14 protein-coding genes and 1 tRNA gene are annotated in these 16,134 nt (G+C 38.5%); 11 read left to right on the forward strand and 4 right to left on the reverse strand.

All coding sequences use genetic code 11. The annotated features are described in order from the left end of the window. The first annotated feature begins 27 nt into the window (after nucleotides 1–27). From mfd to pyk, 4 genes are read left to right on the forward strand one after another with little or no spacing between them, the layout of a single operon-like run. Nucleotides 28–3,333 carry a transcription-repair coupling factor gene (gene mfd / locus K9H14_03455; GenBank protein MCG9479249.1) on the forward strand — a complete coding sequence of 1,102 codons (3,306 nt, stop codon included), beginning with the start codon at nucleotides 28–30 and terminating at the stop codon, nucleotides 3,331–3,333. Then, nucleotides 3,320–4,342: a peptidylprolyl isomerase gene (locus tag K9H14_03460; protein ID MCG9479250.1), complete on the forward strand. Its 1,023-nt coding sequence runs from the start codon at nucleotides 3,320–3,322 to the stop codon at nucleotides 4,340–4,342. Before mfd ends, K9H14_03460 begins: the two co-directional genes overlap by 14 nt. Next, complete coding sequence (mazG, locus tag K9H14_03465; protein ID MCG9479251.1) at nucleotides 4,342–5,163, forward strand: nucleoside triphosphate pyrophosphohydrolase; 822 nt, start codon at nucleotides 4,342–4,344, stop codon at nucleotides 5,161–5,163. The genes K9H14_03460 and mazG overlap by 1 nt, the downstream gene beginning before the upstream one ends. Further along, complete coding sequence (gene pyk / locus K9H14_03470) at nucleotides 5,136–6,596, forward strand: pyruvate kinase (GenBank protein ID MCG9479252.1); 1,461 nt, start codon at nucleotides 5,136–5,138, stop codon at nucleotides 6,594–6,596. The genes mazG and pyk overlap by 28 nt, the downstream gene beginning before the upstream one ends. Here the strand turns inward: pyk and K9H14_03475 are convergent. Next, nucleotides 6,593–7,255: a TrkA family potassium uptake protein gene (locus K9H14_03475; GenBank protein MCG9479253.1), complete on the reverse strand. Its 663-nt coding sequence runs from the start codon at nucleotides 7,253–7,255 to the stop codon at nucleotides 6,593–6,595. The two genes, pyk and K9H14_03475, sit on opposite strands and share 4 nt — an antisense overlap. 3 nt (nucleotides 7,256–7,258) lie before the next feature. After that, nucleotides 7,259–8,605, reverse strand: a complete 1,347-nt coding sequence (locus K9H14_03480) for a TrkH family potassium uptake protein (GenBank protein MCG9479254.1) — start codon at nucleotides 8,603–8,605, stop codon at nucleotides 7,259–7,261. 182 nt (nucleotides 8,606–8,787) lie between these two features. On the opposite strand from K9H14_03480, the gene K9H14_03485 reads away from it, so the two are divergent. The 5 genes from K9H14_03485 (at nucleotide 8,788) to K9H14_03505 (ending at nucleotide 12,857) form a co-directional block, all read left to right on the forward strand. Next, nucleotides 8,788–9,195, forward strand: coding sequence for a cell division protein FtsL (locus K9H14_03485; protein ID MCG9479255.1), 408 nt, complete (start codon nucleotides 8,788–8,790; stop codon nucleotides 9,193–9,195). Nucleotides 9,196–9,198: 3 nt separating this feature from the next. Next, nucleotides 9,199–10,122 carry a Ppx/GppA family phosphatase gene (locus tag K9H14_03490; protein ID MCG9479256.1) on the forward strand — a complete coding sequence of 308 codons (924 nt, stop codon included), beginning with the start codon at nucleotides 9,199–9,201 and terminating at the stop codon, nucleotides 10,120–10,122. A 20-nt stretch (nucleotides 10,123–10,142) separates the two neighbouring features. Beyond that, a tRNA-Leu gene (locus K9H14_03495) sits at nucleotides 10,143–10,230 on the forward strand. 300 nt (nucleotides 10,231–10,530) lie between these two features. Next, entirely contained in the window at nucleotides 10,531–11,901 is a 1,371-nt protein-coding gene (locus K9H14_03500; protein ID MCG9479257.1) for a HEAT repeat domain-containing protein, read from the forward strand. Between the two features lie 23 nt (nucleotides 11,902–11,924). After that, nucleotides 11,925–12,857: an ankyrin repeat domain-containing protein gene (locus K9H14_03505; GenBank protein ID MCG9479258.1), complete on the forward strand. Its 933-nt coding sequence runs from the start codon at nucleotides 11,925–11,927 to the stop codon at nucleotides 12,855–12,857. Between the two features lie 106 nt (nucleotides 12,858–12,963). Here K9H14_03505 and K9H14_03510 read toward each other — a convergent pair whose 3' ends face one another. Beyond that, on the reverse strand, nucleotides 12,964–13,548 hold the full coding sequence (locus K9H14_03510) for a hypothetical protein (GenBank protein ID MCG9479259.1): 585 nt from the start codon (nucleotides 13,546–13,548) through the stop codon (nucleotides 12,964–12,966). A gap of 599 nt (nucleotides 13,549–14,147) precedes the next feature. On the opposite strand from K9H14_03510, the gene K9H14_03515 reads away from it, so the two are divergent. Together K9H14_03515 and K9H14_03520 are read left to right on the forward strand one after the other, a co-directional pair. Beyond that, nucleotides 14,148–14,372 carry a helix-turn-helix transcriptional regulator gene (locus tag K9H14_03515; GenBank protein MCG9479260.1) on the forward strand — a complete coding sequence of 75 codons (225 nt, stop codon included), beginning with the start codon at nucleotides 14,148–14,150 and terminating at the stop codon, nucleotides 14,370–14,372. After that, entirely contained in the window at nucleotides 14,359–14,904 is a 546-nt protein-coding gene (locus K9H14_03520; protein ID MCG9479261.1) for a hypothetical protein, read from the forward strand. Before K9H14_03515 ends, K9H14_03520 begins: the two co-directional genes overlap by 14 nt. Before the next feature lie 623 nt (nucleotides 14,905–15,527). Here K9H14_03520 and K9H14_03525 read toward each other — a convergent pair. Next, the gene (locus K9H14_03525; protein MCG9479262.1) at nucleotides 15,528–15,968 is read right to left on the reverse strand and encodes a nuclear transport factor 2 family protein; all 441 of its coding nucleotides are present in this window, start codon (nucleotides 15,966–15,968) and stop codon (nucleotides 15,528–15,530) included. Between the last annotated feature and the right edge of the window lie 166 nt (nucleotides 15,969–16,134).

Raw genomic sequence — 16,134 nt, forward strand, 5'->3', positions numbered from 1 at the left:
GTCACTTTTAAAACTTTCCATTAAAAAATGTTGCTTGATCTATTTTGTGCCCAGGACGAATTTAAAAAAATCTCAAGCCTTCTGGAAGAAAAAAAAGAAAGCCTGAGTATAGGTACCGCAGAAGACCTGTGGGCTTATATGATTGCTTTCTTTGCTGAAAATTCTAAAGGCCCTACCCTGGCCATAACCTCTACCTGGGACAGGGCCCAGGAATTGGTAACCGAAGTGGCCAGCCTTTCTAAAAAACAGGTTTTAAGTTACCCCAGTCCTCCCATGTCTATATATTACCGGGACAAAGTGGTAGATATGCAGAAGATAACATCCAGGCTTAAAGTCATAAAGACTGCCGGCAGCAGGCAATCCTTTGTAGTTGTAGCCAGCATAAATTCCTGCCTTAATTTAATGGACCACCAGCTTTTAAAAAATCTTGATCCCGTAACCTTGAAACAGGGAGGCCAGTACGAAAGGGATACTCTGGTGGCAAGGCTGGTTGAGTCCGGCTATGAACGGGTAAACATGGTCTATGACCGGGGGGAGTTCAGTATCAGAGGTTCGGTAGTTGATGTTTTCGATATAACTGGTGATTTAATGTTAAGACTTGATTTCTTTGGAGATGACCTGCAGCATATTTATGCAGTTAACCCGGTAACCGGGAAGAAGGAGTCCAGCGAAAAACAGGCAGAAATCTTTCCCAATATAAACCCCTGGAAACTTAAAAAAGGCCATAACAGTTTATCCCTGCAGCAATACCTGAGCAAAACCCTGGGCAGCCTGACTACAGTTATCTGTGATCCCCTGGAAGTAGAAGTAAAAATGTCCAGCGACAGGGATGTACTGGCCAAGATACTTTTAGAAGATATGGATAAAACCATATTGGAAAGCATGGATTGCCTTGATAATTACCTGCTGCCAAAAGAGGAAATATTTAAGCATGCTTCAACCAGGGTTCTTTTAAACCCGACAAACTCAAGTGCCCGGAGGGACATAAATTTAAATATCCAGCCCCAGAAGAGAAGTTTTGCCCGGCCTGAAAATTTTCTTTCTAATATAAGGAAGGATTTTAAGGCGGGTAGAAAGGTATATATTTCTGTCTCTAATTCCAAAAGAAGGGATAAAATAAAACAGATAATCACTGAAGACGGCTTATCCTTTAAACAGCAGGGAGAAGATAGGCACAGGGTGGCCAATATACTGGACAAAAATCTTCTTCATGGGTTCAGGTCAGGCCAGGCTTCTGTATACGGAGAGCTTGATGTTTATCAGAAACCGGAAAGCAGCCTGCAGGATGAAGCTCTTCTATCTCTCAGGGAGATTGAAGGTTTTAAGCCGGGACAGTATCTGGTACATAAAACCCATGGCATAGGCCGCTATGTTGATATAGTGTCCCGGCAGTCGGGCGGATACAAAAAGGACTATTTTTTAATAGAGTATGCCAATAATGACCGGCTGTATGTGCCTACCTGGCAAGCAGATAGAATTACTAAATATATCGGCAAGGAAAATCCGCGAATTACCACCCTGAATTCAAAGCAGTGGGATCGGATGAAGACAAGGGTCAGGAACTCAGTTAAAAAACTTGCTTTTGACCTTTCCAGGCTTTATGCCCACAGGGAAGCCATGGAAGGGTTTTCCTTTACTGTAGATACTCCCTGGCAGAGGGAAATATCGGACCTGTTTCCATTTACCGAAACCATAGACCAGGTTAAGGCTATCCAGAAGGTTAACCAGGCCATGGCCAGTTCCCGGCCTATGGACATGCTGGTATGCGGCGATGTGGGGTTTGGAAAAACAGAGGTGGCTATACGGGCTGCTTTTGCTGCCATAGAATCTGGCAAACAGGTAATGATGCTGGTACCTACCACCATACTTGCAGACCAGCACTACCATAATTTCAGCCAGAGGTACCAGGATTATCCGGTAAAACTGGAGGTATTGAGCAGGTTCAGGAAAAGAAGCAGCCAGAAAGAGATAATTAAAAGTTTTAACCAGGGTCAGGCGGATATGATAATAGGCACCCACAGGATACTGCAGAAAGATATAAATCCTAAAAACCTGGGCCTTATCATAGTGGACGAAGAGCAGAGGTTTGGGGTAGGGAGCAAGGAAAAAATAAAGTTGCTTAAAAAGAATGCGGATGTGCTTACCCTCACCGCCACCCCCATTCCCAGAACCCTGTATATGGCCTTAACTGGAATAAGGGATATGGCTACCATAAACACCCATCCTGAAGGCAGGAACCCTATAGAGACTTTTGTGGGCCAGAAGGATGACCAGATTATAAGGCAGGCTATAGACCGGGAGATAAAGAGGGGAGGCCAGATTTATTATGTATTTAATAATATAAAAGGCATACAGAACAGGTTGTCATACCTTAAAGATCTGGTCTCGGAGGCAAGGATTGCCCTGGCCCATGGCCAGATGAAGGGAACTAAAATTGAGCAGATAATGTCAGATTTTATAGATAAAAAATATGATGTTCTGCTTACCACCACTATCATTGAATCGGGTATGGATATCAGCAATGTAAACACGCTTATAGTAGAAAATGCGCACAGTTTTGGCCTATCCCAGCTGCACCAGTTAAGAGGCAGGGTGGGCAGGTCCACGGAGAGAGCCTATGCCTATTTCTTCTACCCCCGGCTGCAGAGCCTGAGCCTGACTTCTCTGCGGAGGCTAAAAGCCCTGGCAGAGTATACTGATTTAGGCTCCGGTTACAGCATAGCCTTGAGGGATATGGAAATAAGGGGAGCCGGGGAACTGCTGGGCCCCCGTCAGAGCGGCCATATGGACAGCGTGGGGTTTGAGATGTATTGCCAGATTATAAAAGAAGAAGTAGCCAGGCTTAAAGGCCAGCCGGTAAAACGGGATATGAATATACAGATAGAAATACCGGTAAGTGCATATATACCCAAGAGTTTTATACCTAAAGAAAAGGATAGGTTAAATATCTACCGCAGCCTGGGCCAGGCAGAGAGCATAGATAAAATAGGGGAAGTATCGGAGTTTATAGGCGAAAGATATGGAAGATTTCCCCAGACAGTGGTAAACCTTATAAACCTGGCCAAAATAAAGAACCTGATGCAGAAAGCCGAAATCGGCAGTATGGTTTACAGAAACAGGGCCCTGATATTTAAGAAGGTGGATCTGTATTTAACCGATGAGCAGCTAAAAGAAGTGGATGCCAATCTCTTCTACAGGGCAAGGGGCCAGCAGCTGGTGCTAAAGGTAATTGAAAACAATATTAATTTGGGTTTAGTTTATAATATTCTAAATGTTATAATAAGCAACATTGACTGGAGAAAGGAAAAGAGGTTAGAAAGTGAAAAAAATTAGTTTTATTATTGCATTATTATTAATATTTATCTTGGTGCTAACCATAAGCGGTTGCTCCAAAGCAGCAGCAGTAGTAAATGGAGAAAAGATAAGCGACAGTGATATTGACGCCTATTTTAATTTTTTTAAAAGCCAGGATACTGAAGGGGCTCTGGAGCAGGATCAGGCAACCATAGATAATGTGCAGAGCAACATACTGGATTCGCTAATTGTAATTAAGCTGCTCAAGCAGTACGCCCAGGAAGAAGGTATCAGTGTCAGCCAGGAGGAGCTGGATACCCGATACCAGGAGATAATAGAAACCTACGGCTCCCGTGAAGAATTTGAACAGGCCCTGGAATCCATGAGCGTAGATGAGGAATTTTTGAGAAATGAGCTGGAAAACCAGATCTTAAGGACCAAGATATTTGATATGGTAACTGCAGGTATAGAGGTTTCTGAAGAAGAAGCCGCAGACTTTTATGAACAAAACAAGCAGGATCTGTTTTTAGTGCCTGAAAAAGTAGAGGTAAGTCATATACTGGCCAGGTTTGAGCTTGAAGAGGGGCAGACAGAGATAACCGAACAGGAAAAACAGTCGGCGATGGATAAGATAGAATTTGTGCAGCAGGAACTGGAAGAGGGCAGATCATTTGAAGAAGTGGCCCTAGAATATTCTGATGATACCGCTTCAGCTGAAAACGGGGGAGGGCTGGGCTATATTTCCCGTGGCGAAATGGCAGAGGAATTTGAGAATATAGCTTTTGCTTTGCAGGTAGGCGAGGTCAGCGATATCGTAGAAACTGTCTACGGTTACCATATACTTAAGGTAACCGATAAGCAGGATGAATATATAAAGGAATATGATGAGGTCAGGGAGACAGTTATAACTTACATGGAAAGTGAAAACAAGAATGCAGCCTGGTCTGATTTTGTATATGGTTTAATAGACGGGGCAGAGATTGAATACAATACCGAGATAAAAAGTCAGCTTACTCCGGAAGAAGAAATTGAGGAAGGCCAGGAGTAGTGGATTACGATATAAAAGAAATTGACCGTATGGACCAGAGCGAAAAACTGTTCAGCATACTTCTATCGGTAATGGCAAAACTGAGATCAAATCAGGGATGTGTCTGGGACCGGGAGCAGAACCACGCCAGCCTTAAGAAAAATCTTATTGAAGAAACCTATGAGGCGGTAGAGTCCATTGAGAAAAATGACCTTTCTTCATTAAGGGAAGAGCTGGGTGATTTATTGCTGCAGGTGGTTTTCCACAGTCAGATAGGTAAAGAAAATGGAACTTTTGATATTAATGGCGTCCTGAAAGAGATTATAAAAAAACTGATCAGGCGGCATCCTCATGTATTCAGCAATCAGAAAGTAGATAATTCTACCCAGGTACTTGAAAACTGGGAGGCTATAAAAAAGAAGGAAAGAAAACAAAAAAACCGGACCAGGGATTCCGTTTTTGCAGGCATTCCGCGAATTCTTCCTGCGCTGCATTTTGCCCATGAAATTCAGAAACGGGCCGCAAGGTTAGGATTTGACTGGGACCGGCAGGATGAAGTTATGGATAAGATTAAAGAAGAGATGGATGAACTTGAACAGGAACTGGACCAAGAAGACCTGCAGAAAGCAGGACAGGAGATAGGCGATCTCCTGTTTTCAGTGGTTAATTTGAGCAGGAAACTGGATATTGATTGTGAGTACAGCTTAAAAGGCAGCTCCCGGAAGTTTATTAAAAGGTTTGATTATATGGAGAAATATGCCTTAGAACATAATATTGATTTTAAGTCACTCCCCCTAAAGGAGAAGGATAAGTTATGGGAAAAAGCCAAAAAAGCAATTTAATACGAAGGGCGAAGGTAATTGCTACCATAGGCCCTGCCTGCAATGACTACCACGGCCTGAAAACCATGATTGAAAACGGAATGGATATTGCCAGGATAAATACCTCTCATGCCGGTGAAAAAGAAGTTACTGAAGTTGTGGGACATATCAGAGATATTTCAAAGGAGCTAAATTCCAATACTGCTATATTGCTGGACCTGCAGGGTCCCAAGATAAGGATAGGGGAGCTCAAGCAGGACCTGGTAATAAAAAATGGAGATTATTTAAACTTTACCCCCAAAGAAACAGAGGGTACCTATGATGCTGACAAGGGCATGGTGCTAAGTGTAAGCTATCCCAATTTGATAAAAGATTTGCACAAAGGCAATACCATCTTTATTGATGACGGGCTTATTGAGTGCCGGGTAGTGGAGATAAGCAGCCGGGACTCTATGGCCAGATGCGAGGTAATAAGGGGTGGTGTAGTCAGGTCACATAAAGGTATAAACCTACCGGGAATCAGATTAAGTATAGAATCGGTTACGGAGAAAGATATGTATTTTCTGGATCTGGGAGTAGACCTGGGAGTTGATTTTATCGCCCAGTCCTTTGTAAGGGAAGCAGGGGATGTTAAAAAGATACAGCAGGCAATCAAGAAAAAAAATGGGCATCAGATGGTAGTAGCAAAGATTGAAAAACATGAAGCTACAACTAATTTTGATGAAATCCTGGAGCAGGCTGATGCCATCATGATTGCCAGGGGGGATTTGGGTATAGAGATCGATGAGGAAGATGTACCCATCTTTCAGAAAAATATAATAAAGGATACCAATCAAGCAGGAAAGCCGGTAATCACTGCAACCCAGATGCTGGATTCCATGATAAGGAACCCCAGGCCGACCCGGGCCGAGGTAAGTGATGTGGCCAATGCCATACTGGATGGTTCCGACGCCATAATGCTTTCAGGAGAGACTGCTGTGGGTAAATACCCGGTGGAGTCATTGCAGATGATGATTAAGATAATTAACAAAACTGAAAAAGAGTTAATGGCTGACCAGCTGCTGTCTGTCCGGGACAATGATAAGAAGGATACCATAACCCAGGCTATCAGCTCTGCTTCCTGTGAAATTGCTGCCAGGCTGAATGCCAAAACCATAATATCTTCTACCCAGTCCGGGCATACTGCCAGGCAGGTGGCAAAGAACCGGCCCCACAGCCTTATAATAGGGGCCAGTCCCCATGATTATGTAGTACACCAGTTAATGGTAAGCTGGGGAGTCATACCGGTTAAGACCAAGTTTGTAGGCAATATAAGTGAAATAATAAATGAAGCTATTGAAGCAGCAAGAAAAGAGGGTTATGTGCAATCCAAAGATACAGTGGTTATAACTGCAGGTATTCTGGTAAACAAGCCGGGAAGCACCAATTTTATAAATGTGAAAAAAATAGACTAGTCTTCGGTAAACCTTAATTTCTTTAATTTCTTGTTGTCCCCAATTACGGTAATTTCATCATTTGCTTGAAACTTGTAATCAACCGGTGGTGGAGACTGGATATTCTCCTCACCGGTTTTTACGCTAATTATGGTTACCCCGTATTTGTGCCTTAAGTTTAGCTCGATTAAATCTTTACCTATAATCATAGATGGAACTTTCATCTCAATTATGCTTATGTCCGGGCTTACCTCTAAAAAGTCAATGATATTGGAGCTGGTCAGGCTCCTGGCTACTCTTTCTCCCATATCTTTTTCAGGGTATACGATCTTGTCTGCCCCCACTTTGTAAAGCACTCTGCCCTGGGTTTTGGTACCGGCTTTGGCGATTATTTTTTTGGCTCCTTTTTCTTTGAGAAGCAGGGTTACCAGTATGGAGTTTTGTATATACTTTTCTCCAATACAAACAATGCAGGCTTCAAAATCGGGAACTCCAATAGAGCTTAAGATATCAACATCGGTAGCGTCACATTTCATGACATCCGATATCTCTTCAGATACCCTCTGTATGCGGTCTTCAGACTGGTCTATACCTACTACGCTATAGCCTCCCTGGGTAAGGGTACGGGCCACGCTGGCTCCAAATCTGCCTAATCCTATAACTAAAAATTGTTTTTTCATAAACTAACCGATGGTAACAGTTTCTTCGGGGTAAACAATCTTGTCCCGGGTGCCCCGTATAGCAATAGCAACCGATAAAGTGCTGATTCCAATTCTACCAATAAACATACACAGTATCAATATTATCTTACTGCCTACAGACAGAGAGAAAGTGATTCCGGTAGACAGCCCTACGGTGCCAAAAGCTGATATTACCTCAAAGATTGCTTCCACCAGAGTGCATTTTTCTAAAATGAGTATACCTATGGTAGAAAAGATTACCAGCACTATTACGGTAATGGTTATGGTCAGTGCCCTGCGTATAAGCTGATTGGGAATTCTTCTCTTAAAAAGGGTTACCTGCTCTCTTCCCCTCAGGGTAGACAGGCTGCCTGCGGTTACCACCGCGAAGGTGGTGGTTTTAATGCCGCCTCCTGTACTTCCGGGAGAAGCCCCTATAAACATCAGTATTATGATAAAGAACAGGGTAGCCGGATTTAGTTTGGCCATGCTTATGGTATTAAATCCTGCAGTCCTGGGGGTTACCGACTGGAAAATACTGGCCAGTATTTTGGTTAACATGTTCTGGCCTCCAATGGAATCAGGATTCCTGAATTCAAGCAAGAAGAACATAATAGCCCCAAAGGCTAACAGTGACCCTGAAACTATCAAGACTAGCTTGGCATGCAGGGATAGCTGGCGGGTTCTTCGGTAGGTGATAATTTCAGATATAACCGGAAACCCCAAACCACCTATGATTATAAGGCCTACCACAACTAGGTTGATGGGTATATCACCTGCAAAACCTTCCAGGCTGTTGGAATAAAGTGAAAAACCGGCATTATTGAAGGCGCTGATGGAGTGGAAACCACTGAAAGTCAAAGCGCTTTTTATGGGATAGGAGTACTTGAAATACAGCACTGAAGACATCAGAAGAAAACCAATAAATTCAAAAGCAAAGGTAACCGATGCTATAAGCATAAAGAACTTATAAGTACTAAAAGATTGCTGCCGTCCAAAACTGCTGGTAAGGTAAAATTTGTCTCTTATGCTTATTTTTCTTCCCAGTATCAAGCCAAATATGGATCCAACGGTCATTATGCCCAGGCCTCCCAGCTGGATCAATATAAGGATAACAGTTTTCCCCAGGTCGGTAAAATAAGTGGGGGTATCCTGCACTATCAGTCCGGTAACACATATGGCTGAAGTTGAAGTAAACAGAGCGTCTATGTAGCTTATTTGCCCGCTGGCAGTCATCTGGGGTACCAAAAGCACCAGGGACCCGATAAATATTGCTACCAGAAATGCCAATAGAACCTGTTTTGCAATCTGATTTTGCGTTTTAGAAGAAAATAGGGGTAGTTCTTTCATTTTCTTATTGTACTTTATATTAAGAAGTTATTTTAGTAAATTAAGCATACAAATACAATAATATTTTTTTAAACCCCTTGAAGTAAATGGGGTCAGGTATTATTATAAAATAGAATATAAAAATAAGCATAGAAATAAATATAGTAATAATAGTAATAAAATTCTAGGTTTTTTACTTAATAATGAGTAGAAAAATTAAAGTCATAAGTACCCTTTCCAGGAAAGTAAAGTTAAATATACTGGCAATCATGTTCCTGGCTTTTGTGATTGTAACGGTTGTACTTTCCTTAAATCAGATATCCAAGCTTATAGAGGAGAGGGAAAAAATAGTAGAGCTTCAGGACAAGTTAAGCTGGATAAGAAATGAAAATATTGAAATGCTGGCCGAAGAAAAGACTCTTTACCAGGAACAGGGTATAGAGAATGAAGCCAGGACCCAGTTTAATATGACCAAGCAGGATGAACAAAACTATTTTGTAGTGGTAGAGCAGGAAGCTACTGAGAATGTAAACCAGGATCTGATGTATTCTAATTCCAACCTCTGGGGCAATATAAAAATATTCTACAATAATGAAATCAAAGAGTATTAACTCATGATTGCGGCTGCCATCGACGTAGGGACAAATTCAACCCGTATACTTATAGCGGAAACCGGTTCGGGTAAAATCAATACTATATACAGAACCATGGAAATAACCCGCATTGGAAAGAACCTGGATAAAACCAAAATGATCAGTAAGACTTCTGCGGCAAGAACAGTCAGGGTATTAAAGGAATATAAACAGTTCATGGAAGATTATGGGGTTCAGAATTACCGGGCGGTAGGAACCCGTGCTTTAAGGATGGCTAATAACAGACAGTGGTTCTTAGATTATGCTGCCAGTGAAGCATCCATAAATCTTGAAATCATATCCGGACAGCAGGAAGCTTTTCTAAGCTACAGCGGGGCTACGGCTGACCTGGACAAAACCAAAATTTTTAAAAATTATAACCATAATTCTAATGATTATTTAGTAATGGATATTGGCGGGGGAAGCACCGAGCTTGTTGTCGGCAGCGGCAGCGATCCTATTATGGATATCAGCATGGATATGGGTTGTGTGAGCCTTAAGGAAAAATTTGGTAATGATTACCGGCATATGGAAAACTATGTGCAGGAGTTTGTTGAAGAAAATCTTAAATCCTGGCCGGGCAGGGTTTTTAAGGCTGCTTTAGGACTGGCGGGAACCATTACCACTCTGGCTGGCATAGATATGGGATTAGAGGTATATGACCGGGAAAAAGTTCATCATCATATGCTTACCTATGACAGGATAGAGGATATAAATTCCAGACTACAGAAGATGAATTTAAGTCAGAGAAAGAAGCTTAAAGGTCTCCATCCTAAAAGGGCTGATATTATAGTGGCGGGAGCCTGTATCCTGGTAAGGATAATGGACTTTTTGGGTTTGGATTATGTGGTAGTTAGTGAGTCTGACATTTTGGATGGAATTATTTACAGTATTGTTGATTTCTGATAGAATATTCTAACTTAAATGCCCGAGTGGCGGAATTGGTAGACGCAACGGACTTAAAATCCGTTGAGGTTTTTCCTCGTGCCAGTTCGATTCTGGCCTCGGGCACCAACATATTTTATGGGCTCTCCACCAACAACGGGGGAACCCGTTCTCTAGCAGCATAACGCTCTCACTCTCAACCTGTAGTTTTCAAAGTTTCTAAACCCATATGCACGCCTGGATATCATCTCCGTTATTAATATATCAATTATGGTCCGAATCCTCCCCCCAGCAAGACACATCAATTTTATTTTTTTATATTTTAGTTTTAAGACTAATTTCCAATATTTCTTGAAATAAGTATAAAATTTTTATAATATTTTTAGTAATCTTGTATTTTTATCTTCCATACACATAAAAAAGGATAGTATGAAAAAATATAGTATGGGATTTTTACAACCAGAGGATATAAAGAAATTTAGAAGAGCAAAAGATGTGGATAATTTGATTAAAATCCTTCAAAATCCATCTAAAGACACAAATACAGAAAAAATAGATATAAAATCAACACTAGGAAAATTAAAAAGCGATAGCACTATCCGTAAGATCAATGCTGCCCAAGCACTTGGAGAATTAGGTGACAGAAAAGCGGTACCTTCACTAATAGTTGCTTTGGAGGATAAGAGTTGGTCAGTAAAAGAAAGTGCTGCCGAGGCGCTGGGAAAGATTGGGGATACCGGGGCAATAATGCCTCTGCTCGAAGTATCTAAAGATAAACATCATAAAGTAAAATTATCTGCCAAAAAGGCTTTACAAGATATTGGGATTGACAAAGCACCATATTTTTTAAAATACCTTTTGAAAAATGAAGATAAAACTATCAGGAAATGGGCAATAGATACAGTTTTAGAGACCAGAGATAAAAGAGCTACTAAACCACTTATCGATCTATTAAATGAAGAAAAGTACACCTATAAAATTGAAGTTATAAAAGCACTTGGAATCATTGGAGATAAAATAGCTACTGATCCCTTAATAAATATTGTAAAGGAATCCGAAAAACGTACTAAATTAGCTGCATTAGAAGCTCTTCATAATATAAATGATGAAAAGACAGTAGATATATTTATCGAATCTTTAGATGATAAAGATAAGGAAATCAGAATAGAAGCTTTAAAAGCTCTTGGAGACTTAAAAGATAAAAACACGGTTGAAAAAATAATTAAGATGACACTAGATGAAGACAAGGAAGTTAGAGCACAGGCAATTAGAGCTCTAGGGGAATTAAAAGATGATAAGGCTATCAAACCTTTGCTAGAAGCCTTAAGGGACAAAAGGGATAAATTTATAAGAAAAGCAGCTATAGAAGCACTTGGAAAGATTAAAGACAACAGGGCTCTTAAACCGATTATTAAAGCCTTAAAAGATAAAGATTATTTCATTAGGCAATCAGGAGTAGTAGCTCTTGGTAGGATTGGTGATCCTAGAGCTGTAAAGCCACTTATTAATCTGCTAAATGACAAGGAAAGACAAGTAAGGTTAAAGGCAGTCCAGGCTCTTGGTAGCATTGGGGATAGAAGGGCCATTGATTCTCTTTATTTGGCTTTACAAAATTATAGCATTGGTATAACTGAAGCCAGAATTGAAATAGTCAAAGCTTTAGGAAATATAAAAGAAAAGGAAACATTAGATATTTTACAAAAAATATTTGCTAAAAACATAAATAGTGGAAGCGGGGAATTCAAAAATGAAATTTTAGAATCCCTTCGAAAAGTTAGGATGGCTATAAATAAAAAATAATAACTATACCTATATTAAGAATTATGAGTAAAAAAATAATTATAATCTTCGTTACTTTAATAATTTTTTTTATTATTCTACCTTCCTGCGGTAAAGACCTACCAAAAGATGAAATAAATATAGATTCCTTGATTGAAGCTATTAAGTTAAATAATATGGAAAAAGTAGAAAGACTTATAAAATTGGGTATTGATGTCAATTCAGATTTAGGTGATGGCCTTACCCCATTAATGATGGCTTCAGCTAATGGGCAGAATGATATAGTACAAATATTGTTAGAAAATGGTGCAGATGCAAATGCAAAGGGGAAAGAAGGAGTTACTGCTCTTATGCTTGCTGCTATATATAATCGGACTTGTGTAGCTGATACACTTATAAATAATGGAGCCGATGTTAATGCTGTAAGGGATAATGGTAGTACTGCTCTGATGGCATCTTTAGCAATTTTTAAGTCAACCTATTTTGTAGAATTACTGCTATCTAATGGAGCGGATATTAATATAAAAGATGATATGGGTAAGACCGCTATAGATATCGCTTCCGATAGGGGAAATTCTGACATATTAAATATACTCAAAGCTGTAAAAGAGGGCTCTTACTCTCAAAACAAAGAAGAAAAGGCAATTGTTTGCATAAATTATCCACCTGAGGTTAAAAGAAATAGTGATAATCGGTGGGAATGGGAAATAATATTTGAGGAAACTGGTGGCAAGATCGGATATGCCCTTAATGGCGAGGGATATATAATGGATGCAGAAGGAGAAAAATGGGTTACTGAAGGTAAAACACAGATCAATAGAGGAAAAGTTACCATTGCTCCTGGCTCAAAAGCTTCAGACAGTTACTGGTTAAAAAGCGATAACCTTACTGACGGTAATGCCTATTTTTATTGGACTGGGGAAGATGAAAGAGGAAATCTGATAGAAATTTACGAATTGGTACATCTCAGGCCTTAAAGATTTTGGGTAAGAAGTTTTCTTCATAAAAAAATATAAGAATAAATTAATATCTGCACTTAAGCTTAAAAAATCAAATTCAAAATTTTATTTCAATTACACATATTTATTTATAAGAAACCAATTCTTTACGGACCCTGGCTTTTAATTCTACCGCTTCCTGCAGTTCTCTTTTTGGGTCATCTCCAGTATATTTTAAATTCATAGGTTCAAATTCCAGTATGGTTTTATATATCTCTTTTGAAGAGCCTAGCCCATCAACTATTTTTTTCTTTTTTGAAAAATCAGCCAGTATCAGTAACTGGTGGCTAAATTGCATAATTTCATAAAACCAGGAATCTTTGATTTTTAAATATTTTTTATAGATACCGAGAAGTTTTTCCATCTGTTTGAGATAGCCTTTTTTGGCCCTAACACTATTTGCATATTTGTCAGCTGCCTGCCTTGCTCTAATATATTGGGCTCTAAATTCTAAAGGATTAACCTCTAAAGCTTTATTTATATATTCATCAGTATCATAGATCATCCCCGAATATTTACCTGCTGCGTTCCATTTATCTACGCTTCCTTCTTCTTTAATGGTTTTCGAAGTCTGGTAGCAGCATTCAGCATATTTAGAAAAAACTAGAGATTTTGTTTTTTTATCTATTGAGCCAGATTTATCTATGCTGGACACTTCATTTTTCATCATTATAAGACCAGCAGCCATACCTGATATCTCACCTTTCTTTTCATACTGCAGCCAGTAATGGTAATGATTAAAAAAAGTATTAGGCATATTTTAACCCCTCTAAAAAAATATTTAGTATTAAAACAAAGAACTTTATATTAAAGTATAACATAAATTTTATATATTATGTGGTAATATATAGTACTTTATGAGTTATTAGAGTAATCTTTATAAAAATTTATTATGTTTTTTTGAAAAATTTTATAGGTTAGTTAGCATTCGTAAAATTAATTTTAATATGGTAAGAAATTACTATTTAAACTTACTAATTTGGTTCTAGCTCTATCCACAGTCCCCAGCCATATTTACAATTTTATGAATTCTCTCCAATTCCTCCAATATACAGTTCGACATTGCACTACTCAGGGGCACCATCATAATACATTAATTATGGTTCGAATCCTCTCTCCCCAACTAAAAGGCTTTATAAAAAGTCAACATAGTCTCTATTCTAATTAATAAATAATCCAATAATGCAATCTATAATATACAAAATGTAATATATATTTGACATTGGTATTATTATATATTACTATTATAAAAAAATTAGGTGGAAAAAAATGAAAGAAATTATTATTAGAAATAAATTGAAATTAGCAAGGGTAGAAAAGGATTTAACCCAGGAGGAGCTAGCAGATTCTGTTGGAGTTACTAGACAAACTATAATGCTCATTGAAGCAGGAAAATATAATCCAACCTTAAAGCTTTGCTTATCTATCTCCCGGGTATTAAATAAGAGCCTTGATGAATTATTTTGGATAGGAGAAAAAGATGATAAAAAATAAGCTTTTTAAAACAGATGAAAGAATTCGAGCATTTTATAACCAAATCGGCAATATAGGATTTCACGTCTTAAGTCTTTTAATCTGGTTAAATTTAATTTATAGAATGGTAGTTCTTAACCAGAGAGGAAAAGAAGTTATTGATATTTTAGTAATTTTAATATTTGCTGGGTTTCTTTATATTTATATGTTTATTTATTTTATAAGAGAGGTTTCTATGAATAAGAGCAAAGAAAAAATTAGTGGTTTGTCAGTTATATCATTAATACTTGGAATTTTATCCCTGGTATTATACTGGGGTAGTGGTATTTTAGGAATTCCTGGACCACTTGATATAATAACTTTTTGGAGTAGTTGCGCTTTAGGTATAGTAGGTGTTATCTGTGGCGTTATCGACTTATTTAGAATTAAATCAAACAGATCTAGTATAAAAAGTAGAGGTTTTGATATCGCTGGTATCACTCTTGGGGCAGTTGGGGCTTTCTTAATAATTCTTATGGCACTTTATCTTAATTTTTGGTCTTCATCAACTTGATATTAACGACATGTTGGGGAAAAATCTTAATCTCAAGATATAATTATCTGAATTTGATTTATTCTGCTTATGTGCTTATAACTTATTGATAGCTAAATAAAGATATTTTTTTAAATCAGTCAATTCCTTCAAGATTTGGTTCGAAATTTCGCAACCCGGGGCAGCCATTAAGACACCTTTATCTTATATGCGTTGATAGAGTAAAAAGTAAAAAAAGTTGTTAACCAAAGTTTCGGAAAAATTATTTAAAACAGCTTAAATATTGCCCTTTTTTTGTACCTGCTCTACCCATGGGTTTCCAATCCTTTAAATGTTTTTTTATCCTTTCATAGCGCTTTTTCTCATAGCAGCCCAGGGGCATTATTATTTTATGCTTGCATCTATTACCATCTCTGTAGTTGTGCAGTATCTGAATATATTTATACTTTCCAGAGGAGTTTATTCTTAAGAACATGGTTGTTGTTTAAACCATTATATAGGGGGAAAAAGAGTTAATAATATAATAAGACCCCATGTGATTTATGAGGTCTTATTTATAAAATATGCGATTAAAATTCTACTTATGGTTTACCTATAGCAAATGTCTGCAATAGTTCGTGCGCATACATATTATTTTTGATAAATTAATGCAGTCCCTTTTCCATTCGAGAAACTATTGTGTTTACTGCCATTTTGGCAATTGGCCCTTTAGCTATCTGTTTAGCCATTGAAAGCCTGTCAGTAATAATCCAGTGATTTTTTATTCTGTCTCCGCTAAACTCATAGGTGCATACAATGCCTACTTTAATTTTTATACCTTCATAGGTTGACTCATAAGTAGACTGATAAACTGCTTTATCTTCCTGAATTATGATTCCAACTCCATCATCAGTAAACTTCATATCTGTAAGAGTCTTTGACATCCAGGCAAGGTATCTTTTTATTTCATCTCTTCCTATAAATGTACCTTCAGCAGTAAACCATTTAGCATCATCGCTAAAAAAGGATAGTGCTCTGTCATTATCCTTTTTCTCTAAAGCATCAACAAAGTCTCGGATTGTATTTTCCGTTTCTTTTTCAGCCATTTTACTTACCTCCTTTTGTATGTTTTAAGTGGTCTTCACGAAACTCTGAAACCCTTTACTGGTGCGGGTTTCAAGCACTACCCATTTTTAACTTGCCCTCCACCTTCGGAAACCCAGTATTCATGCGGGTTTCAGAAGGCTAACTTTGGCCAAATTGGCCTATTTT

This window comes from Actinomycetes bacterium (assembly GCA_022396035.1).
In the GTDB taxonomy this organism is placed as follows: Bacteria; Actinomycetota; Humimicrobiia; order Humimicrobiales; family Humimicrobiaceae; genus Halolacustris.

What these genes read in the sequence shown, in the direction of transcription:
- mfd (MCG9479249.1), top strand. Translation starts at nt 28, where the DNA reads ATGTTGCTTGATCTATTTTGTGCCCAGGACGAATTTAAAAAAATCTCA.
- pyk (MCG9479252.1), top strand. Translation starts at nt 5,136, where the DNA reads ATGGGAAAAAGCCAAAAAAGCAATTTAATACGAAGGGCGAAGGTAATT.
- K9H14_03475 (MCG9479253.1), bottom strand. Translation starts at nt 7,255, where the DNA reads ATGAAAAAACAATTTTTAGTTATAGGATTAGGCAGATTTGGAGCCAGC.
- K9H14_03480 (MCG9479254.1), bottom strand. Translation starts at nt 8,605, where the DNA reads ATGAAAGAACTACCCCTATTTTCTTCTAAAACGCAAAATCAGATTGCA.
- K9H14_03485 (MCG9479255.1), top strand. Translation starts at nt 8,788, where the DNA reads ATGAGTAGAAAAATTAAAGTCATAAGTACCCTTTCCAGGAAAGTAAAG.
- K9H14_03490 (MCG9479256.1), top strand. Translation starts at nt 9,199, where the DNA reads ATGATTGCGGCTGCCATCGACGTAGGGACAAATTCAACCCGTATACTT.
- K9H14_03500 (MCG9479257.1), top strand. Translation starts at nt 10,531, where the DNA reads ATGAAAAAATATAGTATGGGATTTTTACAACCAGAGGATATAAAGAAA.
- K9H14_03505 (MCG9479258.1), top strand. Translation starts at nt 11,925, where the DNA reads ATGAGTAAAAAAATAATTATAATCTTCGTTACTTTAATAATTTTTTTT.
- K9H14_03510 (MCG9479259.1), bottom strand. Translation starts at nt 13,548, where the DNA reads ATGATGAAAAATGAAGTGTCCAGCATAGATAAATCTGGCTCAATAGAT.
- K9H14_03515 (MCG9479260.1), top strand. Translation starts at nt 14,148, where the DNA reads ATGAAAGAAATTATTATTAGAAATAAATTGAAATTAGCAAGGGTAGAA.
- K9H14_03520 (MCG9479261.1), top strand. Translation starts at nt 14,359, where the DNA reads ATGATAAAAAATAAGCTTTTTAAAACAGATGAAAGAATTCGAGCATTT.
- K9H14_03525 (MCG9479262.1), bottom strand. Translation starts at nt 15,968, where the DNA reads ATGGCTGAAAAAGAAACGGAAAATACAATCCGAGACTTTGTTGATGCT.